Origin of the sequence: Paenibacillus sp. V4I7 (genome assembly GCF_030817275.1) — a bacterium.
GTDB lineage: Bacteria > Bacillota > Bacilli > Paenibacillales > NBRC-103111 > Paenibacillus_E.
This window is the reverse complement of the sequence record NZ_JAUSZD010000002.1, coordinates 6,684,811-6,704,544: the sequence shown is the minus strand read 5'-3', so window position 1 is coordinate 6,704,544 and position 19,734 is coordinate 6,684,811. Positions and strand designations below refer to the sequence as shown.

Below are 19,734 nucleotides of genomic sequence, written 5' to 3'. Positions count from 1 at the left end.
TCGGAGAGGGAGAACACCATGAATTTCGTTGAGTATATAGTGGATCATTTGCGGTCTGGACAAATCAAAAACTTTCCTCAGCCGATTGCTCTGAACTTGGGCTTAGCTTATACAGTTAAACTGGAAGACAGGAAGACGAATTTAATTTGGCTGCCTTTCGAATTTACAGGTCTCGCTTACATTGATATGGGGCAACAAGTGAACGTACATCCCTACTATCGAGGCGTTATTATTGAGGAAATCGAACTCTCGCGCGGAACGGATCTGCATAAGCCGCAAACGGAGGAAGCTTTCATTAAAACTATATTTCAGAAAAGCTGGGAGATGCATCAACTGCTGCAGCAGGAAAAGTATGCGAGTTTGCAGGGGAATGCGCCAGACTTCCTGACCAAAATGTTGTACATAACAGATTGGCTGCGCTATTATAATTCAGTTATAACAGTGGGTGCTGGGAAAAAGATCGGCTAAATGAACCATTTTTTCGATGGAAAGTAAGGACTGTGTTTTCTACATATGTAGAAGCATGGTCCTTTTTCATACCCATCCCTATGGCTATAGTCCCATGATGGATAGTTCTTGGCACCTTGGATCACTAGGCTTTAAGCCTGTTCTCAAAGCATTGTAGAAGGCTTATCCTAAAGACTGGTGTAAACGATGCCAAAAACTCATGGAGAAGCGGAGAGTAATAAGATGGTACAGCTCAAGAAATGGATTACGATTGCAACGGTATGTTGCGTAATGACAATAGGTGTCGAACAAGGGAAGAGTGAAGCAGCCGGTATGACGGACGTTCGGGGCCATTGGGCGGAGCAGACGATTAGTCAGATGGTGCAGCAAGGGCTGCTAGACGGCTTTCCTGATGGAACTTTTCGACCAGATGATTCTGTGACGGCTGATCAATTTGTGAAAATTGTCTTGCTCGCTTTTACAGATAAATATCCGAATGGTGAGCGCAAATGGAAATCAAACTTTCTACAAACGCTTAGCGCGAGCAACCAAAGTATTTTGCAGCAGGATTATCGGGATTTCACGTTCAAACCGAACACAGTCGGATATTGGGCAAAGCCTTATTTGGATTTGGCCAGTGATCTTCATTTTATAAGCAAAGGTCAGTTCAGTGACTACAAGGCAATGCTAAAACGCGAAGATGTGGCTGAAATTCTGTACTATTTACTTAAGGAAACCGAGTATTTGGAAGATGAAGTGTACAGTCTCAAAGCAGCTTCCCAATTCGGTGATCTTCAAAGTGCGACGGCCAGACAGCAGAAATTTATCGGCGAGGCCATGACGAAGGGAATCATGGAAGGCTACCCGAACGGTTACTTCGGCGTTGGACGAACGGTTACCCGAGCAGAAGCGCTGCAAATCATTGCTCGTTTGCAGACGAAGTCGAAGCGTATCAGTGTGAACAGCGGAAGTGAAGCGTTCATCAAAGTCGTGCCTACGAAGGATGGCAGCTATAAGAAGCTGGTATTCCCCGATCAGCGAATGCTGCAAGCTTACGATGTGATGGAAGAAGCGGGTAAGCTGCGAGGTACAAATTATGATCTTGAAGAAACAACGCTGCGTTTATTCCGAGATGCCGAGGCTAAAGGGCTGGCGATGAGCGGTGCGACCACCGAGGTGCGCAACAGCAATGAAGTGTCCTTATGGTTAGATCCGCAGTTTATAACCTATGGCGTGACTGTGCACCTAGAAGACGGGACACTAGCCCGTAATATGGAGAGCATCCGGAAGTTCACGGATTTCCTTTTTGGCTATGACGCAGACATCTTCTATCGCCATTTTACTGACGCTTGTGAACGCGCAGCGGCTAAAGGTGTTCTCGAAACCACAACGAAACAAATCGGCAGCTACTCTGTTGAAACACGGTTAGAAGCGGATGGGAAAACGATCATTTTTTCAATTATTCATTCCTAGATATACATACAATCAGTACAAGCTGTACATACAAGTTAATCGTCGCGAAGATTGCCTACCGGACTTACAACTTGAACCCCGCGGTAGAGCCAATGGACCAAACGCTGCTGGATCGCCAATTCCTAAGAAAGCACGGAGCAAACGCTTATTACGCGGTTTCTGAGCCTATTCTCCGAGCCTATACGGTTGAGACGAACTCGCCCTTTTTTTTGCATTTGGGTAGGAAGGTTATCTTTTGGTATGATAAGCAGGTAGGAATGATTTGGGAAAAGGGATGATGAGAGATGTTTGCGAAATCAAGTTATGAGGGAACAAGAGAACATAATTATGCCTTGCTGATTCAGCAAGTTGAAGCTTTGATACATGATGAACCAAATCGCATAGCGAATTTGGCTAACGCCGCTGCGCTGCTCGGACAGTTTCTGAGTGATGTGAATTGGGTGGGTTTTTATTTATTAGATGAGACAAGAGATAAGAAGGAGCTCGTACTGGGGCCGTTTCAAGGACTTCCGGCTTGTGTACGGATTCCACTGGGTAAAGGTGTTTGCGGTACATCAGCAGAACGCCGTGAAACGGTACTTGTTCCAGATGTGCATGCATTTCCAGGACACATCGCCTGCGATGCGGCATCACAATCGGAGATTGTGGTACCGATCCTTGTAAGCAATGAGCTCATCGGGGTGCTGGATATTGACAGTCCTATCAAGAGCCGATTTGATGACATAGATCAGCAGTACTTAGAACAATTTGTACAGAAGCTTGCAGCTGCTATGTAATCTCATAGGTGGTAGAGAAAATATCTGCTATATCTTCATCGGAACAGAAGCTGCAGCTGGCCAGCATGTTGTTATGTTTTAAACGAGCACCTAATAAGATCAGATGACTGGTAAGCTGCTGTTCCATGATTGGATCTGCGATGCTGAATTCAATCCCGTATTCATAAAGGGATGGCTTCAGCATCGTTTTTCGTGTGAGGACACCTAATACTTTGATCTCTTGATAAAAAAGATGAAAAGTGAATTCCAGCAGCAAGCTCATATCGATAGGAAGATTCAATGGGGTGTGAATGCGTATACCGCCTGAGCTAATATCTCTTATCATAATCTTAGAATGTTTGGTGTCAGCTGCCTTGTTTTTGATCCCAATGATTTTGAACATGGCTGATAAAGGAATTTGAAGATTGAGTCGGAAGCTGGAGCGCTTATTTGCTTGTGACATACGAATTGCTCCTCCTGGTTGATAGGCCTATTATACTATATCGATGATTAATTTGAACTATCTTTCATTTGATGAATTTGAAAATATTGCTCACTAATCGCGTGTGGAAAGCTTGCGAATGAATGATTTCAAGCCTTCTTCTCCGTTAATAAAATGTCTTTTGAGCAGATAAGGGGACTGCTGGTTTGTTGCATTGCCTTGTTCAATTGTAAAAGCATAACGAAATCCATGATCTTTAAGAAGCTTCAATGTTGTTTTGTTATATTCGCCATAAGGGTAGCAATATACATCGGCTTTGGTTCCGAGCTTTTCCTCGATTTGCTTTCTGGCTTCTAAGATTTCGAAGGCTTGTTGATCCGCTGAAAGCCGCGGGAGATGGGGATGTGTCATCCCATGAGGTTGAATGTCCCAGCCGGCTTCTTGCAGCTTCTTGATCTGTTCCCAGTTCAGGTAACCTTCCTGATTGTTCATACCTGGCGATATAAAGAGGGTAGCCGGGAAGGCATATTTGGCAAGAAGAGGCATCGCTTGCTCATAATTATCGATGTATCCGTCGTCAAAAGTCAGCAGTACGGGTTTCTCAGGAGCCGCCTCGACGTCTTCTCCTTCAATAAGGCTAATAAATGTAGCGAGAGAGACTGGGGTGTATCCATGATCGTGAAGATACGCCAGCTGCTCCGCCAGCTTGGCTGGGGAAATAACGACGACATTCCCGGGATCAATCGTGACACTGTGGTAGTTGAGGACGGGTATGCTAATTTTGGACGGCAGAGGTGTTGGTCTTGTTGTAGATTGAACTGCCCCTTTAACTGCGGAAGCAGTCGGAGGAGCGGGAAGGGGGACGTAAGTATTCAAGGTAACAGATGATGGCTCAGGCAATTTGGGTTCCTCTAGAAGAGGCGGAGCTGGAGTCAATTCTACGCTTAGAGCGGGCTTGTCCTCGACCAAAGGATAGACTTCGACCAGAGCTTGGGATGGAGATTCGACGATCTGAGCATCGACCTGATGAGGGATCAATGCCGGAGTTGGTGAGGATCCCTGTAATGGATACCCCGAGGAATTCAGACCGATGGATACGAGTAGGAGAAGTATAGTAAATAGACCTGCTAGCACCGAATAAAGAAGGATTCTCTTTCTTTGGTAGTTCATAGGCACACCAACCATTTCTAGAGGAATAATCTATTACTCTATTTGTAAGCAGAGGTTGGGAGAAATATACCTAAATTTAACCAGTTAGAGAGATTCTCTCATATAAAAAACGGCTATCCAAACTGTTTCCAGTTCGAATAGCCGTTTTTGGCGCGTGGGTTAAACCGCCTTGCTGATGATGGCAGCTAGAAGCTTGCGCATCGATCGAGTTCCAACTTTATCCATAATTTTATCAATATGGACTTTAACTGTTTTTTCGCTAATGTTGCAGTGATCAGCTATTTCTTTGTTACTGTAGCCGTGGAGCGCGATAAGACCTATTATTTCGGCTTCTCGGTTCGTAAGTAAATGTACGGCTGCAAATTAGGTTATGACGGATTGCACACTCTTATGATGAAGGTTCTTTACCGGATTCTCTTGCACATGCTGCATGCTTGAACGACCTCAATATCTTAATTAATATATGGCGTACAGCTTATTGTAACAGAGTAAACCTCTGTATGATTCATAGAAGATTGTCTAATTTTAAAATTTTTTGCTTAATCTTTACTTTGGATAACAAGTAATAAGCCTGTTTGGAGTTCGATGAGACCTTCCGATTCCTTAAGTACATTACTAATTCCAAGGGACTGTCCAATCTGAAGAGTCGCTTGCTGAAGCGGATATTGGAAACCGTGCAGCGTAATGCCGGTTACTTCCAAACTAAGCGGCAGCAGCGATATATGTGTATAGCTCCCCCGTAAGATACGAGTGGACTGATTAATGACAATGATTTGGTTGTTGGCATCCACAATGGAACAGGAGACTCCATGCTCAGTGCCTTTGCGAAGCAGATGTACGTTGGCTAACGAGTGATCAAAGCGTGTGCCGAGCGCGCCAAGTAGGACGATATGATCTGGCAGCTGAGCCAGTGCCCAGTTAAAGGCCATTTCGGTGTCGGTTAAATCCTTGAAGACCGGATCGCAATCGATGAAAGTGAGACTGGAAGAGCGAATACGGCTCAACTCTTCGGGAGTGACAGAATCGAAATCACCGAGTGAAATATGCGGCGTAAAGCCATGTTGAATCAGATAAAGGGCACCACGGTCCGACCCTACGAGAACGTCATCTTCATGAATGTCTCCAAGGGCCCAATCTCCGAGTGTCCCTCCGGTTACAATAATAATTCGTTTTCCGTTCATGCTTGTTCCCCCAACGCTTGATATATCATCCCCTTAGTATATCATACGCAGGCAAAAACCGAGCTGCATTTCATCGCAGCTCGGTTCTATGATTAGGTTCTCGCGTCCACACGCTTGCGCATAGGGTTAAGCTCAGACTGGTCGTGATCAATCACGGCTTCATCGGCGAAGCCCTTCAATTCCCAAGTCGTTCGTCCCAAAATAAGATCGGCGGGAAACTCGTCGCCGCGCTTGAGCGTAACCTCTCGTCCTGCTTCATTGGCATAAATACCATCCGTCTCCACCGTGTCGCCAGTCATAGGATCCATCGATTTGTCATTAGACATGCTGTATTCCTCCTTTCCTGTTGCTTATTCATACCATTTCCAACGATGGAGGAAATTATGAGCAGAATCATGTAGAATGAGAAGGTTGTCACAGATCAGAAGGCAGAAAGGGAATGAATTAGCATGGCTTTATGGGGGACGATTGTGAATGCAATCGCCATTATTATTGGGGGAATATTAGGAATGATGCTGCCCCGCATCTCAGAAGGCATAAAAAGCACAGTCATGCAAGGCCTTGGGCTTGCCATTACTGTGCTGGGCATTACTATGGCATTAAAATCGAATCAAATCGTACTGGTCATTATGAGTGTGGTTATTGGAGGGATCATTGGAGAGTTACTTCGAATCGAGTACAGACTTGGACAGTTAGGTGACTGGTTGCAGGCTGCACTACATAAAGGTGATACTGCTCATCGAACAAGCAGTATCTCGGAAGGCTTCGTGACATGCACCTTGGTATATTGCATTGGAGCTATGGCTATTCTGGGTCCACTGGATGGCGGCCTTAGGCATAATCATGATATTTTATATACCAAATCATTGCTGGACGGGTTCTTATCCATTATCTTCGCGTCTACCCTTGGGATAGGTGTGATCTTCTCGGCTGTATCCGTGTTCGTGATGCAAGGGGTCATCGCTCTGGCAGCGACGTTTATTGCCATGGCATTTAGCCAAGCTTCCTTAGATGCAATGATTGTCCAAATTACAGCCGTGGGTGGCGTCCTGGTTATCGGCGTAGGCCTCAACATTCTTCAAATTAAAAAAATGAATGTTGCCAACATGCTTCCGGCACTTGTCATAGCGGCAGCAGCGGTTCCTCTGCAGCATTATTTCATTGTATGGTTCAGCCGACTGTTCTAAACAGCCGAACCGTTAAATTTGTATCCGACACCACGAACCGTAATAATGTAGCGAGGTTCGGCTGGGTTAGATTCAATTTTCTTACGCAGATTACTAATATGTACAATGAGTGTTCTTGGATCGCCCATGCTATCCAGGCTCCATATAAGTTCAAACAGGTGCTCGATTTTGTACACTCGATTAGGGGTCTTAGCCATTAAGGAAAGCAAATCGAATTCTTTGGCCGATAACGATATGGTTTGTCCATTCACGCGAACGATGTGGCTGACCAGATCGATTTCGAGGCCAGGGAATTTCACCAACTGAGGATCATCCTGATGCTGCTCTCGAATGGAATTTCGACGCAAATGAGCTTTGACTCTAGCGACGAGCTGACTAGGGCTGAAAGGCTTCGTCATATAATCATCGCCACCCATGCTTAATCCGAGAATAATATCAATATCCTCACTCTTACAGGAGATGAACAGGATCGGCGTATTGCTCGTTTTGCGAAGCTGTCGGCAAACTTCTATACCATCAAGTCCTGGCAATAGAATGTCCAGAATAATAAGATCGGGCTTATGTTCCTTCACGATCTCAAATACATCGTGACCGTTATTGGCGCTGATGACTTTGTAGCCTTCCCGCGCTAGGTAGAGTTGAATCAATTGGACAATTTCTTGCTCGTCATCTACGACTAAAATAGTTTCTCCTGCCATACTAGAAATCCTCCTCAGTAACGGAACAGCTTGGTAGAGAGAACGGTATTCCCGCTCTAACCTGTTACCTTCATTATAGAACGATTCTCCTAGACATTTCTATCCTTTTATTGACAGATAAAGAGATTTGGTACGGTTCTTACTCCAAAGTAGGTAATTTGATCTGCTTCTCTATCCCGGTAAATGTAAAAAGTGTACAAAAAAAGTCATATTTCGACTTCAATTGACGAAAATTTTGGCTGAACTTAATTGAATCTTTATGTTCCCGTGCTAAGCTACCTAAGTCTCTATGTAAAAAGCACGAGAGGGGCTGCGAAGTAATGAGTCATAAGGCTGATTCGGATATTGCCAAACATTCATCGTTACAGAAGGATACATTCGTACGCCAATTCATCGAGCAAGCTTGGGATCTGTTTAGCACATTTGATGTTTATGGAAATTTGACCTACGCCTCTAAGAACTTTAGTGAAGTGATAGGATTTATACCTACTGACTTTCAGCAAATAGTGGGCTTTATCGATTCGGAATATGGTATGGATTTACATAAAATGTTTATCAAAACCTTGCAAACTTGCAGCAGCAGTAAGCTGGAATTCCGAGCGAAAGGTGCAAGTAAGAATATCATCTGGTTTGAGTGCACCGCGATTCCAATTCGTAACGACGAGGGTGTTCTAGCTGAGATTTCTTTCGTTCTAACGGATATCACGCTGCGCAAAAATCAAGAGAGCCGTCTTATTGCCATGGCTTTTCATGATCCTCTAACAGGATTGCCTAATCGGCGAATGTTTAAGGAGCATCTGCAGCAAATGCTTTTGCAAGCCAATCGAACGAAGAGACCGTTTGGACTTTTATACTTAGACATAGATGATTTCAAAGTGATAAATGATACGATGGGCCATGATGTAGGAGATGCCTTCTTGCAGGCTTTCACTCACCGCATCAAAGGGTGTCTCCGTGAGGTTGATATGTTCGCCCGCATGGGAGGCGACGAGTTCACCATTTTATTACCCGCGGTGAATTGTAAGGAACACGTGGAAAACGTCGCCCAGCGCATCATTCAGTGTTTTGAACAGCCGTGGGACATACAGGGGCAGCAGTTTCGCGCAACAGTGAGTATGGGGATTACGATGTACAGCTCGGATGAAAGCGATGCGACTAGTATGATGAAAGAAGTAGATATTGCTCTATACAAAGTAAAGGGCAAAGGCCGTAACCACTACCAGTTTTATTACTAACCGTTACTTGGAGCTGAACGCTCTAAAGTAACGGTTTTTTCGTATCCCCAATATTTACTCCTAGCACATTAGAATTCTTTCTAGCAAAATAGAGGAAGCAGCTAGATGCTAGAATTGGGAGGTGGCCGATGAATAAAACCAAAAATCGATGGTACAAGTTCGTGATATTACTAGCCGCGGCTGGGATTTTGACCATAGCAACAAACTCAGAACCTAGTGTTAAGGCTGAAGCTAGCTCGTCTCAAGGGAAATTTACGATGTCTTATCTCTTCTTTGGCAATTCGAATTCCTATACCTCGCAAGTGGATAAAAGCGGTCAAACACTCGATGTCGTTTCGCCTAGCTATTTTCATATAAATGCAGATGGTAGTTTGCAATTATCAGACTCGATACAGGATTCATTTATTACCGACATGCATAATCGAGGGAAGAAGGTTGTTCCTTTTCTTAGTAACGATTTCGATAGAACCCTAGGTGAGAAAGCGATTGATAATCGAGAAGCGCTTGTGAATCAAATTGTTGAAGCTATCAATGACCATAAGTTGGACGGCATCAATATGGATATCGAGAATGTGGATGCAGCTTACCGGGATAAATATACGGATATGGTTAAAATGCTGCGCGATAAACTCCCGAGCGGGAAGGAAGTATCAGTGGCTGTAGCAGCGAATCCTACAGGGGCTACTAAAAGCTGGATTGCTTTGTATGATTACAAGGCATTAGCCGCAGTAAGTGATTACTTAATGGTTATGGCTTATGATGAAAGCTATCCTGGAGATCCGACCCCAGGACCTGTGGCAAGTTTACCCTTTGTCGAGAAATCGATTCAATACGCAGTAGCCCAGGCACCAGCTGATAAAATAGTTCTAGGTGTTCCGTTCTACGGGCGGTACTGGAATCAAAATGCTGCCGCTAATGGCTCAGGTGTATCCGCTCAGATGCTAATTAAGCTGATTGACACCTATAAAGGGACTGTACGGTATGATGCTGCTAGCCAATCACCGGTAGCTACATTCACGATAAGTCCAACTGATGCAGCGTCTAGCGTATATGGCAATAAGCTCGGCCCCGGCGATTACACCGTGTGGTTTGAGAACGAACAGTCGCTCAAAGAAAAGCTGAAATTGGTAGGTAAGTATAACTTGAAAGGGACTGGAAGCTGGAGCTTGAATCAGGAAACGACTGATACTTGGAACTACTATAGCTTATGGTCGGATGGGTTTTATTTCGCCGATATGCAGAAGCATTGGGCGCAAGCTGACGTGCTTGCCGCGGCGAACCGAGGCTGGATGCTCGGCATAGCCTCTGACCGGTTCGCACCGGACGCGGCGCTCACGCGAGCTGAAGCCGCGACGATTATCGTGCGCGTGCTGGGCTTGAAGGGCGAGGCGTCATCAGTGCTCAGCGCCTCGTTCAGTGATGTCCCTGCCACCCACTGGGCGTGGCAGGATATCCGGCTCGCGAAGCAGAGCGGGCTGATCCAAGGGATCAGCAGCGATCGCTTCGCGCCGGATCAGACCATGACGCGGGAGCAGATGAGTGTGCTGCTGTCCCGCGCCTTGTACTTGACTTCGCAGGTTGGCGGCGTAGCCGCTGCGAAGGGCTTCACCGACGTGCCGGCAGGAAGCTGGTCGGCGGGGGCCATCGCTGCGATGAGCAGCAATGGCCTTGTCGACGGCTTTGCGGACGGCACGTTCCGCCCGGGCGCGTCACTGACGCGCGGGGAGATGGCGGCGCTGCTCAGCCGCGCACAGCCGCTGCTCACGAAGTGAGCCGGCTCTAGCAGAGAACCGCACCTACTCCGGCTTGCCGAGTGGGGTGCGGTTCTTTGTTTTGCTATCCGTAGCTGCTAGCGCTTAGGTTGCCTTGTCTTGCTCACGCCACTAATACTCGGCCGCCAACTATAATCGAGCATTATCCTAGATAATTTAAGCTGATAATGCCTTCAACGCTTGGACCAGCAAAGAAGCAGGTAATGCCTCTAGCGTCAGGACCAGCACTGAGCAAAGGAGGGCTTCCGTCAGATAACCAGCCATGAAGCAGTTACTGCCTCCAACGCCAAGTATCCAGCGTTCCCAGCAATACTGGCTCCCTGCAGCTCAGAACAAATTTAATTTAAAATCATTCGGATCTTTGTGAAAGATTATGGGTTATTGTGATTACCAATGTTGTAATTTCTACAACAATTCGCACGCCAAAAGGCTATTTGGCAAATTGAAGTTGCAGTTCATACAACATTTTGAACCCATTTGTGGCAAAATCGCCTTTACAGGCCCCAATTGTTGTACATTCTGCAACAACACCTCAATGTAGATCAAGTTTGCGATAATGAATCGACACTATCCTAAGTTATCGCTTGGGAGTTGCTTCGAAGAAACCGATGCCTTCTTCTTTGCCCAGTTGGACGAAGGTTGTCTTTTCTTTGGGGCCGGGTTTATCTGTGACGAATTGGCGGGTGTTTTTGATGTGGGCTTCGGCACTGGTGATACGATTACTGCCGATCTGCAGCACAGCGGATGAGGAAACGCCTAGAATACGGATATTCTGCACACGAATAAATGAGCCTAAGTTATCCACACACATTGTGAAGGGTTCCGGAGGCTGGGGGATGGGAAAGGGTCTTTGATAAAAGGGATAAGCCTTGAAGCTTCCCTCATTCCCGTAATAGAAGGGAACTTCTCGCTGGACAGCGAAAACTTTTGTTTTTAGGGCAGTGTTGATGTTATCGCCAACATGCACGACACTGCTCGAGCTTATGTCATTGATATCGACATTGCCGACGATGGATAAGCGAAACATGGGTCATTCCTCCGATGGAAGAGGTACGAATGGTGAAATGATGATTGATTCGGGAGGCGTGTCGAACATGGAGGACAATGAAATGACTTCTGTATCGCCAATGAGAAATATAGAAGAAATGGCTACCCCGATGATTCGCACGTCACCTACGAAAAGCTGCTTGTTTTCCACATGTAAGTTCATTATTTTAACCTTCCTTCCTTGGTAAACTGGATATGTAACTATCAATTGCACTGATTATATCTTTTTTTGTTTTCTCAAAGATGCTGGTTGTAACGGCCTCCATCGGTTCTTTGAAACCAACACCGCGGTACTGATTGACATAATGCTGAATGCGTGTGTCTAACTGTTTACGGATATCATCGATAATGAGGGCTTTGTAATCCTCGTCCAGTGGATATTGATATTTGTTCTCCAGATTTTGCATATCGGCATGAACACCATATTGCAAATATTGTTCGATCCCGCTAGAGATCTCCTGCTGAATGCCAAAAGCAGAAGTACTCCCTTGCCCCTGATCTTGTCCTTGATGCCCCGTCCCTTGCCCTTGCCCTTGCCCTTGCCTCTCTTCTTGCCCTTGTGGTCTCTGTCCTATTCCGTGCCATTGGCTTAGTCCTTGACCTTGCATTTGCCCTTTCATTTGCCCTTGCCCCTGAAAAAATGCATTCGCATCAGCACCAGCATATTTGCCCATCGAGGCACCATTCACTGATAAGTCATCGATATTATCAAGCGAGCTGGGGCTAATACCGATTGTTAGTGTCCCGTCTAGCTTTTCGACTTTGAGTTGATCGAAATTATATTCAATTTTATCAATGTGGACGCGTTTTTGATCTTTCAAGGCGTTAAGTTCCATTTGCAGTTTGGTTACGGTTTGTTCGAGCGTATCGATTCGCTGTTTCTGCATTTCAATATAGGCGGAGACCTGCTGGGCCCATTGCTGCCAAGTAATACAATTCTGCATCTAGGAAAGGCACCTCCTTCCGGCTTCAATCCGTTGTAACTTCGTGTTTCCTAATAACAAAGTCTATATCAAGTTGGTGGCGGTAAAGGAACCAGAGAGATTGGGTTCGTTGCGGTTGTTCCCATCTCTGGAGCGGATTCAACGAAGCCGCCTGTATTGTAAAGATTAGATAATGATCGGATAGATCCGGCGGTGCCAATTTGCAGAACGGAGGAGTTAGCTACGGAGTCCACTTTTAAATGCTGAATCATAATGGTTTGATGGATGGTCCAGTTCATTTTGGAGGAACACCTCGCTCAGGTTAATAAATGAATGGATTAAATGATTACTTTGTTGGCATTGTTTTCGATAAGGTCGGAATCGTTGGTTACGGTGGTGCTGTAGGCATTATAGATGCGAGGGAAATCCCCGGTATTAAATGAGCCTGCTCCGGCAAAAGTTTTGGCGGTGCTGTTAGGTGCGATGATAAAGGAATCGCCGAAGTGGACGACGGAACTCGACCCCACGCTGATGATTTTGACATTCCCTACGATAGATGGCATACTCGACCCCCTTGCGCTTACCACAACTATAGTATATGAGGGTATTCGCCTAGAGGTGCCCTGTTTTTCATTTGGGTGTCACATCAGGGAGTAGGCACATATACTGCTAGTGAAAATGAGGTGATGGGCTTGAGCGGGTTTAATCGCCATCCTTGGCTAAAGTGGGAGCAAGTTGAGAAGTTCCTTGGGCAAAAGCTGCCTTTCGGTGAAAAAGGGCAGACCTTTCTAGATAATATGACGTGGGCCGAGGGATATGTACAGGACATGCTGAAAAAAGCGATGCCGGGTTTAGATGCCAGTCTCTCTTCCCAAGGATATGCGGGCTCAGAAATCTTTGAGACGCATGAGCATGTCATTATTAAGGTGAAGATTGCCAAAGATGAAGATCCAAGAGCGCTGCAGGTGTTTGTGAAATCCAATCAGATTAAGCTGACCGGCTTTCTCAGCGGCAAGAACCGAATCATTAAGCTACCGACCCTTGTGCAGCCAAGGACGGCTAGAGTGAGCTACAAACAACGTCTGCTGCAGATCAAGGTGCGCAAGCGAGGCTTAAGGGAGAACTATGTTGAGGCGTATATCCGTTACTAGTGAGTCAGGAGGGCGGAATACATTTTGGCCTGCACACTCCTAGTGAAAAGCAAAAACCCTCAAGCCATATGGCTGAGGGTTATCCTTGTTGGACTATAGGACGCGGCGAGCGGTCATGTAACGGGAAGACCAAGTTCCGCTGTGAATGTTAGTAATACGGACTCCGCCTGCACCGTATGTTTGCAGCAGGTTGCCGTTACCCATATAAATGGCTACATGGTTAATGACGCCGGGTTTGCCCGGAATAGAGAAGAACACGAGATCGCCTGTGCGGAGGTTGCTTCTGGATACGTATCTTCCGACATGGGATTGCTGTTTGGAGGTCCTAGGCAGGTTTACGCCAACCCGCTTGAACACGTATTGTGTGAAGGAAGAGCAGTCAAATGTTCGCGTTTGCCCCGCTTTAGCACCGAATTGATAAGGTCTTCCCAAATAGTTTTTACCGATCGAAATCACTTGACTGGCACGAGAAGTTGCTGTGATTGAAGCATCAATGGCTTCCGCTGCCCCGGCTTGATGAGGCGCACTCACCATTCCTGCAGAAAGTCCTATGGAAACGGTCAATGCCGCTACGACTAGTTTCTTGTACCACGTTTGTTGTTGGTTTTTCATCTGGTTTGCCTCCTTAGATTTTTCGTAAGTAAACTTACGTCGTAAGCCTATGCTGAGTTTTCATAGAAAACTTGATTTGCATGACTCTTCTATTGAGCTAACTTGGGTGTTCGTCCTACCTAAGCCCAAGTATACCAGATGAAATTCCACCTAATATTTACCTTGCAACCTTGTGACCTGTGGTATCAAAGGTGTTCAGGCGAATTCTGAGAATATGATGAGAATCCCATTATAATGTTTTTATTGACACGTTTTTGGCAGCGTAATCAATGCGGTAGTACCTTGACCTAAGCGGCTTTTGAGCTGAATGGTCCCCTCATGCTTCTGAACGATATTTTGGGCAATAGCCAGTCCCAGACCCACTCCGCCTTGCTTGCGATTCCTTGCTTTATCCGTCCGATAGAAGCGGTCAAATAGGTGCGGTAAGTCACTTTCCGCGATGCCAATACCTTGATCAATGACTTCGATGTTGACCCATTTATTCTCTGTGGCGCCAATTTTCAACACGACTATTTGTTGGCTGTATTTGAGTGCATTATCTAATAAAATAATGAGAAGCTGCCTGATCTTATAAGGATCTCCGTTCATTTGAAGCTCTTTCAGGTCTTGCGCAATCAGCACGTCAATCTCTCTGCAAGAGGTGACCCTAAGCGAGGAGGCGGTTTGCTGGGCAATCGGAAGGAGGTCAAAGGTGCTCTTTTGTTCACAATCTTCTCGCTCTTTATCTGTTAGGGAAAGCAGATTTTGTGTGAGAATCTTCAGCTGAGCTGATTCGGAGATGATGGTTTCGAGCGCTTCCTCACGCAGCTTATCATCCCGGAAAGCCCATCTTCGCAATAAGCTAGCGTAGCTCTCAATGATCGTGAGCGGCGTACGCAGCTCGTGTGAGGCATCCGCAAGGAATTGCTCCTGCTTTTGAAACATTTCCTGCAGCCTATCAATCATTCGATTAAATGTTGCGCCAAGCATCGTTAACTCATCATTCGTGAGCTTGTCAGGCATGGGGATATGCCTAAATGAGCCGCTTTTCTCAATGTTTTGCATGATGGCAACTAACTGCTGAAGCGGACGAAAGAGCACATTCGTATAGAAATAACCCCCAAGGAGAGCTAATATCAGTGCACCTGTGGAAGTTAATAAAAGAATAGAGATGAGCATGCGTGAGTATTCGCCCAACCTCCGCAAATTGCGTCCAATTTCTAAAATAGCAACCTGATGGCCTTCTTTGAACACAGGCATTTTCACGAATATAAAAATTCCGTCAGGCGCTGTTTCTAAGATAACCGTTTCTTTGTCTACATAATTGGCAGAAAAGCTGAGCAGCTTGGGGTCGGAATATATTTGGTAAACAACCTTTGAATCGGGAGCAATATACCGCACCATTTCTTGCGGAATGAGGAGCTCTTCCATCTGTGAGTTATTCTGCCAATACTCAGGATGATTAGGTAAATCCTTCAGAATCAGCGTGCGTGCTTTTTCTTTCAGTAGATCGACTTCGCCCTTGGTTGTAACTCGAATGAACATGTAGTAGACAAAAGTGAAGCTGAAAAAAAGAATTAACATCAGCCCTGCAGAAACCCATAGTGTGATTTTCAGCTTAAGGCTCATGAGGGTGTTTGCCCATCTTTGGGGACAGCTTCATCTGCTGAATCGTCCGCCTCTTTGCTTGAGGAAGGTTCAACTTTCAGCAGGTAGCCGATACCGCGTATCGTCTGAATGAGCTTGGAGGAGAAGGGCTTGTCCACCTTTTGCCGCAAATATCGGATATACACGTCGACCACGTTCGTATCGCCAACGAAATCATATCCCCAAACCTCAGAAATGATCTGCTCCCGCGACATCACTTCGTCCTGGTGTTGAATCAGGAAGCGCAGTAAATCAAACTCCGTAAGCGTTAATTCGATCGGTGTACCTTCTCGGGTAACGGCTCTACTCTTTAAATCCATGCTCAGATCATCGACTTTTAGCAAATGAGGCCGCTCTGCTGACTGGTCCTGCAAGCTTCTTTGACGAAGTAGACTGCGAATACGGGCGAGCAGCTCGATCGTGGCGAATGGCTTCGTCACATAGTCGTTAGCGCCTTGGTCAAGTCCGCTGACTCGGTCCGGGACAGCATCGCGTGCTGTCAGCAGGATAATGGGAAGGGTAGCGTTTACCTGCCGTATGCGGCGAAGCACCTCTAGACCGCTCAACTCTGGCAGCATGACGTCAAGCAGGATAAGCTCCCAGTCCTCTGACTCGTCTAAGGCTGCATTCAGTCCAGAGCGTCCATCTGCTCTTGTATGTACCTCATAGCCTTCATGCTCCAGCTCCAGCTGAAGCACCCTGGCGATGCGTTCTTCGTCCTCAATTAGCAATATGCGGCTCATGGCGGATAGATTTCACTCCTAACGGCTCGCTGATGGTCAGCGGTGTCGATTCGTTCTTTATTTTCTCTATTCGCTACATTTACATACATATGTGAAAAGCCCAGTCTTTGGGGGAGTATCTCGTTAGCGTTCATTAGCCTAGTCCACGTTTACCCTTTATGACATAAAATAACGCATAGAAGACTGATGAAGGAGTAGGACAAATGAGTATATCTCCAAAAAAGAAGGTGCGAATCAAATCTAACCAGAAAGTAGCGATTTTACTGCAAGACCATGATGCTACCGCAAGAGTCTATGTGGAGATTCAAGGGGAGCTCAAATCGCGTGAGGTTATGGTTGAGGCGCTAAAACGTTTAGAAGACGGATTGATCTACGCAGACGAGAATTGTACCGAGTTAATCGAGAGTGAGTATATTGAGGTTTTTCGTAAAAAAAACCCGTATCGCCGAGAAGAAGAGGATTTCATCTTCCTCATTGACCGTGCATATGCAGAAGAGTACGTCGTATCCGCCAAAATCATCAAATAATGTGAAGGTTAAGGCATATGAAAAACCCCTTATCGATAGATCTGAAGGCCAAAGCCTTCGAGAACTGTCAATAAGGGGTCTTTTTCAATTGCGAATATTAGTTTTTATTAACAATTGGGGCTGTCTCTACGGAAGTCAAACGGTCATAGAAATCTACAAAGTTATTTCTTTCATCTGAGCTAAGCTGAGCCATAGCCGTACGAGGATGCTCATCAAGCGCTCCTACGATCATGTACGGAATGAGATAGCCCCAATCCCATTTTTGACGCATAGTAATCATGTGTTTCTCGATAATTTCCAGTACGGGACGAACGTCGTAACGTGCTCCTTTTAAATAGCTAAGAAGTAGTTCCGTCGTACAGTTCCCTGCCGCGCGGCCCATTCCATAAACGGAGGAATCAAGGAAAGTCACGCCTTTGGAAGCACCGGCAATTGTGTTTGCGAAAGCAAGCTGCAGGTTGTTGTGCATATGTAAACCAAGTTCTTTCTCAGGAAGCAGGCGTTGGAACTTCGTTACGAGGTAGTCAATGTCTTTATGATCCATGCTGCCGTAGGAGTCTACGATGTAGACAACGTCAACAGGGCTTTTATTGATTTCTTCGAAAGCTTCAACCAGTTCATTTTCCATTACGTGGGAAAGCGCCATAATGTTAAGTGACGTTTCGTAGCCCATGTTATTGAATTTTTGAACAAGCTCAAGACCTTTATCAACGTCTTTGATGTAACAAGCAACGCGGATCAGGTCAAGTAAGCTGTCTTCACGAGGTAAAATGTCGTTCTCATCGACACGGCCGATATCTACGAGAGCAGATAGCTTCGTATCGGTCTTTTTGGTAATAACGTCACGAAGGAAGGATTCATTCAAGAATCTCCAAGGACCGGATGCTCCGCCTTTAAGCAGTTTTTCCGAGTTTTTATAACCAATTTCCATATATTCTACACCGGCTGCGCTTAAGCCACGATACATGTCTTTGACAAATTCCACGCTAAAATCCCAATCGTTCACCAAACCGCCGTCCCGAATCGTACAATCCAAAATCTTGTGTTGATGCTGCTTAACCATACTCGTATTGCCCCTTTCGACTGCTTATATCGCTTCTGATTTTGCTATATTATCACTTATGTAGAGGCTGCTTGTCAATGTAGCAGTGTGCGTTTGTGACAACTTTTGCAGGGAACATATGGTAAAATATGAGGAGGAGTAACTAGATTAAGATTACTTGAAGGGACTTAAGTGGATGAATCGTAACGAGTGGTCATTAGCAAGAGAGGTTGCTGTTGAAGCGGCAACGAAAGCAGGAGAACTGGCAAGAGAGCGTTTCGGAGGTAAGCTGGCCATTCAGCATAAGGATGATCGTGGCGATTTGGTCACCGAAGTGGATGTGCAGGCGGATCGTTTGATTGTGGAAGACATCCTGGCGGTATTTCCGAGTCATCGTATATATAGTGAAGAAGCGGGTGAAGGAGGGGCAGCCAGCGATTGGGTATGGCATGTCGATCCGTTGGATGGAACGAATAATTTCGCCTTGGGCATACCGCTTTATGGCGTTTGTATCTCATTGAGCTATCAAGGACAAATTGTCCTGGGGGTAATCCGTGATTCGGCTTTGGGGCTAAATTACGTGGCTGTTAAGGATGAAGGTGCTTGGCAGGAGGATGTGAAGCTTGAGGCGAAGCCGAAAGGTCCGTTGATCAAGTCCACCATTTCATGGATTCAAGGCCATGGGGTTGGCAAAAACGAGCACAGAGCCTTGGAACTAAGGCATCATCTAGAGCATTCGGTTAAAAGAGTGCTGCGCTTGTGGGCACCGTCCTTGACCTGGGCGATGCTCGCCAGAGGCGACCTGCATGGTGTCGTGCTGTACAACTCCGAAGGTGAGGATTTGTACGCGGGCTTGCTGCTCGCGCAGGAGGCTGGCGTGAAGGTGACGGATTTCGCCGGTAATCCGGTAGCTATGCTTGGGGGCTCGGGTACAGGTACAAATGCAGGTGTAAGTACAAACTCAGTAGGGGGGACAGAGATGGCACATGCGGTTTACTTGGTGGCTGCTGTGCCGGAATATCATGCAGAGCTGCTGGCATTTGTGCAGGAAGCCATCAAAGTAGAATAATGTAGGAACAATATGCAAATGATAATGGCATACTTTGCATGTTGAGGAAGAAAGGATGCTATGCGATGAAGAGCTTTGTTCCTATATTTTTTGAATTTGATAAGGAGCGGGATGCGCTCCTTGCGCTTGATACGCTGGACGAGCTCGGCTACAAGCCGGAATTACTGGGCGGAGAGAGGTCCACAGTGCACATCCATCTTGATGCACAGGAGATAACGTCCGCGCTTGAAATCGCGCAGTCACACGGTGGGCGCTTAGTGGACCGCCCGCAGGCTGAGTCTGAGCCAGCGATCTACAGCATGGCGTACGATCTGGAGGGTTCCATCCGCATACCGGCCCACACCGTGAATGAGGATTGGTCCGAGAGCTACGCCGAGGCGAACGCATCACCTGTAGCCGACGCAGTACCGAGCGAGGAAGAAGCGGCCTTTGACCCGTCCACTGACGACTACAACCATTTCAGCGCCGGTATCCGGTTGTGAAATGGAGCGGGGGAGGCTGCGCGGAAGTGAAAGTGAACGAACTTCGCGCGAATGAGCGCCCGCGGCCGAGAAACCCCTCATAAGGATAAAAATTTGGTGGACCAGCTTCACCTACCCTCAAAATCCTACGTGTCCACTCATCCGTGGACGTT

Annotated in this window: 24 protein-coding genes and 2 pseudogenes; 11 read left to right on the top strand and 15 right to left on the bottom strand. The window is 46.3% G+C overall.

Annotation, left to right across the window (positions count from 1 at the left end; translation table 11 throughout):
* Positions 1 to 18: 18 nt before the first annotated feature.
* The 4 genes and pseudogenes from QFZ80_RS31385 (at position 19) to QFZ80_RS31370 (ending at position 2,696) form a co-directional block, all read left to right on the top strand.
* Complete coding sequence (locus tag QFZ80_RS31385) at positions 19 to 468, top strand: hypothetical protein (RefSeq protein WP_307551669.1); 450 nt, start codon at positions 19 to 21, stop codon at positions 466 to 468.
* A gap of 186 nt (positions 469 to 654) precedes the next feature.
* Entirely contained in the window at positions 655 to 1,920 is a 1,266-nt protein-coding gene (locus QFZ80_RS31380) for an S-layer homology domain-containing protein (RefSeq protein WP_307562640.1), read from the top strand.
* A 41-nt stretch (positions 1,921 to 1,961) separates the two neighbouring features.
* Positions 1,962 to 2,072: pseudogene (araD, locus tag QFZ80_RS31375) on the top strand (L-ribulose-5-phosphate 4-epimerase); the annotation flags it as partial.
* Positions 2,073 to 2,204: 132 nt separating this feature from the next.
* Positions 2,205 to 2,696, top strand: a complete 492-nt coding sequence (locus QFZ80_RS31370; RefSeq protein WP_307551673.1) for a GAF domain-containing protein — start codon at positions 2,205 to 2,207, stop codon at positions 2,694 to 2,696.
* On the opposite strand, the gene QFZ80_RS31365 is transcribed toward QFZ80_RS31370, so the two are convergent.
* The 5 genes and pseudogenes from QFZ80_RS31365 to QFZ80_RS31345 all read right to left on the bottom strand — a co-directional run bounded on the left by QFZ80_RS31365 (position 2,689) and on the right by QFZ80_RS31345 (position 5,794).
* Positions 2,689 to 3,138: a PilZ domain-containing protein gene (locus QFZ80_RS31365; RefSeq protein ID WP_307562638.1), complete on the bottom strand. Its 450-nt coding sequence runs from the start codon at positions 3,136 to 3,138 to the stop codon at positions 2,689 to 2,691. The genes QFZ80_RS31370 and QFZ80_RS31365 overlap by 8 nt on opposite strands.
* Positions 3,139 to 3,231: 93 nt before the next feature.
* A complete protein-coding gene (locus QFZ80_RS31360; RefSeq protein ID WP_307562636.1) occupies positions 3,232 to 4,287 on the bottom strand; it encodes a polysaccharide deacetylase family protein in 1,056 nt (351 codons plus the stop codon).
* Between the two features lie 159 nt (positions 4,288 to 4,446).
* Positions 4,447 to 4,632 (bottom strand): annotated as a pseudogene (locus QFZ80_RS31355) (helix-turn-helix domain-containing protein); the annotation flags it as partial.
* 194 nt (positions 4,633 to 4,826) lie between these two features.
* Entirely contained in the window at positions 4,827 to 5,468 is a 642-nt protein-coding gene (locus tag QFZ80_RS31350; RefSeq protein ID WP_307551681.1) for a thiamine diphosphokinase, read from the bottom strand.
* A gap of 92 nt (positions 5,469 to 5,560) precedes the next feature.
* On the bottom strand, positions 5,561 to 5,794 hold the full coding sequence (locus QFZ80_RS31345) for a hypothetical protein (protein WP_307551683.1): 234 nt from the start codon (positions 5,792 to 5,794) through the stop codon (positions 5,561 to 5,563).
* 123 nt (positions 5,795 to 5,917) lie between these two features.
* On the opposite strand from QFZ80_RS31345, the gene QFZ80_RS31340 reads away from it, so the two are divergent.
* Entirely contained in the window at positions 5,918 to 6,655 is a 738-nt protein-coding gene (locus tag QFZ80_RS31340) for a DUF554 domain-containing protein (RefSeq protein WP_307562634.1), read from the top strand.
* Here QFZ80_RS31340 and QFZ80_RS31335 read toward each other — a convergent pair.
* Positions 6,652 to 7,353, bottom strand: coding sequence for a response regulator transcription factor (locus tag QFZ80_RS31335; protein ID WP_056833708.1), 702 nt, complete (start codon positions 7,351 to 7,353; stop codon positions 6,652 to 6,654). The genes QFZ80_RS31340 and QFZ80_RS31335 overlap by 4 nt on opposite strands.
* Before the next feature lie 320 nt (positions 7,354 to 7,673).
* On the opposite strand from QFZ80_RS31335, the gene QFZ80_RS31330 reads away from it, so the two are divergent.
* Positions 7,674 to 8,588 (top strand): sensor domain-containing diguanylate cyclase, encoded by a 915-nt coding sequence (locus tag QFZ80_RS31330; protein WP_307551687.1) that lies wholly within the window; start codon positions 7,674 to 7,676, stop codon positions 8,586 to 8,588.
* Positions 8,589 to 8,716: 128 nt separating this feature from the next.
* The gene (locus QFZ80_RS31325) at positions 8,717 to 10,360 is read left to right on the top strand and encodes an S-layer homology domain-containing protein (protein WP_307562632.1); all 1,644 of its coding nucleotides are present in this window, start codon (positions 8,717 to 8,719) and stop codon (positions 10,358 to 10,360) included.
* Positions 10,361 to 10,937: 577 nt separating this feature from the next.
* Here the strand turns inward: QFZ80_RS31325 and QFZ80_RS31320 are convergent.
* The 5 genes from QFZ80_RS31320 to QFZ80_RS31300 form a co-directional block, all read right to left on the bottom strand.
* Positions 10,938 to 11,387, bottom strand: a complete 450-nt coding sequence (locus QFZ80_RS31320) for a spore germination protein GerPE (protein ID WP_307562630.1) — start codon at positions 11,385 to 11,387, stop codon at positions 10,938 to 10,940.
* A gap of 3 nt (positions 11,388 to 11,390) precedes the next feature.
* Entirely contained in the window at positions 11,391 to 11,570 is a 180-nt protein-coding gene (locus tag QFZ80_RS31315) for a spore gernimation protein GerPD (protein ID WP_307551693.1), read from the bottom strand.
* Positions 11,571 to 11,574: 4 nt separating this feature from the next.
* Positions 11,575 to 12,351 (bottom strand): spore germination protein GerPC, encoded by a 777-nt coding sequence (gene gerPC, locus QFZ80_RS31310; RefSeq protein ID WP_307551695.1) that lies wholly within the window; start codon positions 12,349 to 12,351, stop codon positions 11,575 to 11,577.
* A gap of 68 nt (positions 12,352 to 12,419) precedes the next feature.
* On the bottom strand, positions 12,420 to 12,629 hold the full coding sequence (locus QFZ80_RS31305; RefSeq protein ID WP_307551697.1) for a spore germination protein GerPB: 210 nt from the start codon (positions 12,627 to 12,629) through the stop codon (positions 12,420 to 12,422).
* Positions 12,630 to 12,668: 39 nt separating this feature from the next.
* Positions 12,669 to 12,893: a spore germination protein gene (locus tag QFZ80_RS31300; protein WP_307551699.1), complete on the bottom strand. Its 225-nt coding sequence runs from the start codon at positions 12,891 to 12,893 to the stop codon at positions 12,669 to 12,671.
* A 129-nt stretch (positions 12,894 to 13,022) separates the two neighbouring features.
* On the opposite strand from QFZ80_RS31300, the gene QFZ80_RS31295 reads away from it, so the two are divergent.
* On the top strand, positions 13,023 to 13,481 hold the full coding sequence (locus QFZ80_RS31295; protein ID WP_307562628.1) for an Hsp20/alpha crystallin family protein: 459 nt from the start codon (positions 13,023 to 13,025) through the stop codon (positions 13,479 to 13,481).
* A 93-nt stretch (positions 13,482 to 13,574) separates the two neighbouring features.
* Here the strand turns inward: QFZ80_RS31295 and QFZ80_RS31290 are convergent, their stop codons facing one another.
* From QFZ80_RS31290 to QFZ80_RS31280, 3 genes are all read right to left on the bottom strand, one after another.
* Positions 13,575 to 14,093, bottom strand: a complete 519-nt coding sequence (locus QFZ80_RS31290; RefSeq protein WP_373460213.1) for a C40 family peptidase — start codon at positions 14,091 to 14,093, stop codon at positions 13,575 to 13,577.
* Between the two features lie 240 nt (positions 14,094 to 14,333).
* On the bottom strand, positions 14,334 to 15,701 hold the full coding sequence (locus tag QFZ80_RS31285; RefSeq protein WP_307562626.1) for a sensor histidine kinase: 1,368 nt from the start codon (positions 15,699 to 15,701) through the stop codon (positions 14,334 to 14,336).
* Positions 15,698 to 16,462 (bottom strand): response regulator transcription factor, encoded by a 765-nt coding sequence (locus QFZ80_RS31280; RefSeq protein WP_307562624.1) that lies wholly within the window; start codon positions 16,460 to 16,462, stop codon positions 15,698 to 15,700. The genes QFZ80_RS31285 and QFZ80_RS31280 overlap by 4 nt, the downstream gene beginning before the upstream one ends.
* Positions 16,463 to 16,665: 203 nt before the next feature.
* Between QFZ80_RS31280 and QFZ80_RS31275 the strand changes: the two genes are divergently transcribed.
* On the top strand, positions 16,666 to 16,989 hold the full coding sequence (locus QFZ80_RS31275) for a hypothetical protein (protein ID WP_307551703.1): 324 nt from the start codon (positions 16,666 to 16,668) through the stop codon (positions 16,987 to 16,989).
* A gap of 97 nt (positions 16,990 to 17,086) precedes the next feature.
* Here the strand turns inward: QFZ80_RS31275 and QFZ80_RS31270 are convergent, their stop codons facing one another.
* Positions 17,087 to 18,052 carry an aldolase catalytic domain-containing protein gene (locus QFZ80_RS31270; RefSeq protein ID WP_307551705.1) on the bottom strand — a complete coding sequence of 322 codons (966 nt, stop codon included), beginning with the start codon at positions 18,050 to 18,052 and terminating at the stop codon, positions 17,087 to 17,089.
* A 175-nt stretch (positions 18,053 to 18,227) separates the two neighbouring features.
* On the opposite strand from QFZ80_RS31270, the gene QFZ80_RS31265 reads away from it, so the two are divergent.
* Entirely contained in the window at positions 18,228 to 19,100 is an 873-nt protein-coding gene (locus QFZ80_RS31265; RefSeq protein ID WP_307562622.1) for an inositol monophosphatase family protein, read from the top strand.
* A gap of 65 nt (positions 19,101 to 19,165) precedes the next feature.
* Positions 19,166 to 19,582, top strand: a complete 417-nt coding sequence (locus tag QFZ80_RS31260) for a hypothetical protein (RefSeq protein ID WP_307551709.1) — start codon at positions 19,166 to 19,168, stop codon at positions 19,580 to 19,582.
* The last annotated feature ends 152 nt before the right edge of the window (positions 19,583 to 19,734 follow it).

Bases quoted from the DNA above. Each gene is read 5' to 3' on its own strand.
- QFZ80_RS31325 (WP_307562632.1), top strand. From the start codon at position 8,717: ATGAATAAAACCAAAAATCGATGGTACAAGTTCGTGATATTACTAGCC.
- QFZ80_RS31300 (WP_307551699.1), bottom strand. From the start codon at position 12,893: ATGCCATCTATCGTAGGGAATGTCAAAATCATCAGCGTGGGGTCGAGT.
- QFZ80_RS31340 (WP_307562634.1), top strand. From the start codon at position 5,918: ATGGCTTTATGGGGGACGATTGTGAATGCAATCGCCATTATTATTGGG.
- QFZ80_RS31345 (WP_307551683.1), bottom strand. From the start codon at position 5,794: ATGTCTAATGACAAATCGATGGATCCTATGACTGGCGACACGGTGGAG.
- QFZ80_RS31380 (WP_307562640.1), top strand. From the start codon at position 655: ATGCCAAAAACTCATGGAGAAGCGGAGAGTAATAAGATGGTACAGCTC.
- gerPC (WP_307551695.1), bottom strand. From the start codon at position 12,351: ATGCAGAATTGTATTACTTGGCAGCAATGGGCCCAGCAGGTCTCCGCC.
- QFZ80_RS31370 (WP_307551673.1), top strand. From the start codon at position 2,205: ATGTTTGCGAAATCAAGTTATGAGGGAACAAGAGAACATAATTATGCC.
- QFZ80_RS31260 (WP_307551709.1), top strand. From the start codon at position 19,166: ATGAAGAGCTTTGTTCCTATATTTTTTGAATTTGATAAGGAGCGGGAT.
- QFZ80_RS31280 (WP_307562624.1), bottom strand. From the start codon at position 16,462: ATGAGCCGCATATTGCTAATTGAGGACGAAGAACGCATCGCCAGGGTG.
- QFZ80_RS31275 (WP_307551703.1), top strand. From the start codon at position 16,666: ATGAGTATATCTCCAAAAAAGAAGGTGCGAATCAAATCTAACCAGAAA.
- QFZ80_RS31320 (WP_307562630.1), bottom strand. From the start codon at position 11,387: ATGTTTCGCTTATCCATCGTCGGCAATGTCGATATCAATGACATAAGC.
- QFZ80_RS31365 (WP_307562638.1), bottom strand. From the start codon at position 3,138: ATGTCACAAGCAAATAAGCGCTCCAGCTTCCGACTCAATCTTCAAATT.
- QFZ80_RS31265 (WP_307562622.1), top strand. From the start codon at position 18,228: ATGAATCGTAACGAGTGGTCATTAGCAAGAGAGGTTGCTGTTGAAGCG.
- QFZ80_RS31350 (WP_307551681.1), bottom strand. From the start codon at position 5,468: ATGAACGGAAAACGAATTATTATTGTAACCGGAGGGACACTCGGAGAT.
- QFZ80_RS31330 (WP_307551687.1), top strand. From the start codon at position 7,674: ATGAGTCATAAGGCTGATTCGGATATTGCCAAACATTCATCGTTACAG.
- QFZ80_RS31305 (WP_307551697.1), bottom strand. From the start codon at position 12,629: ATGAACTGGACCATCCATCAAACCATTATGATTCAGCATTTAAAAGTG.
- QFZ80_RS31360 (WP_307562636.1), bottom strand. From the start codon at position 4,287: ATGAACTACCAAAGAAAGAGAATCCTTCTTTATTCGGTGCTAGCAGGT.
- QFZ80_RS31385 (WP_307551669.1), top strand. From the start codon at position 19: ATGAATTTCGTTGAGTATATAGTGGATCATTTGCGGTCTGGACAAATC.
- QFZ80_RS31335 (WP_056833708.1), bottom strand. From the start codon at position 7,353: ATGGCAGGAGAAACTATTTTAGTCGTAGATGACGAGCAAGAAATTGTC.
- QFZ80_RS31290 (WP_373460213.1), bottom strand. From the start codon at position 14,093: ATGAAAAACCAACAACAAACGTGGTACAAGAAACTAGTCGTAGCGGCA.
- QFZ80_RS31285 (WP_307562626.1), bottom strand. From the start codon at position 15,701: ATGAGCCTTAAGCTGAAAATCACACTATGGGTTTCTGCAGGGCTGATG.
- QFZ80_RS31270 (WP_307551705.1), bottom strand. From the start codon at position 18,052: ATGGTTAAGCAGCATCAACACAAGATTTTGGATTGTACGATTCGGGAC.
- QFZ80_RS31315 (WP_307551693.1), bottom strand. From the start codon at position 11,570: ATGAACTTACATGTGGAAAACAAGCAGCTTTTCGTAGGTGACGTGCGA.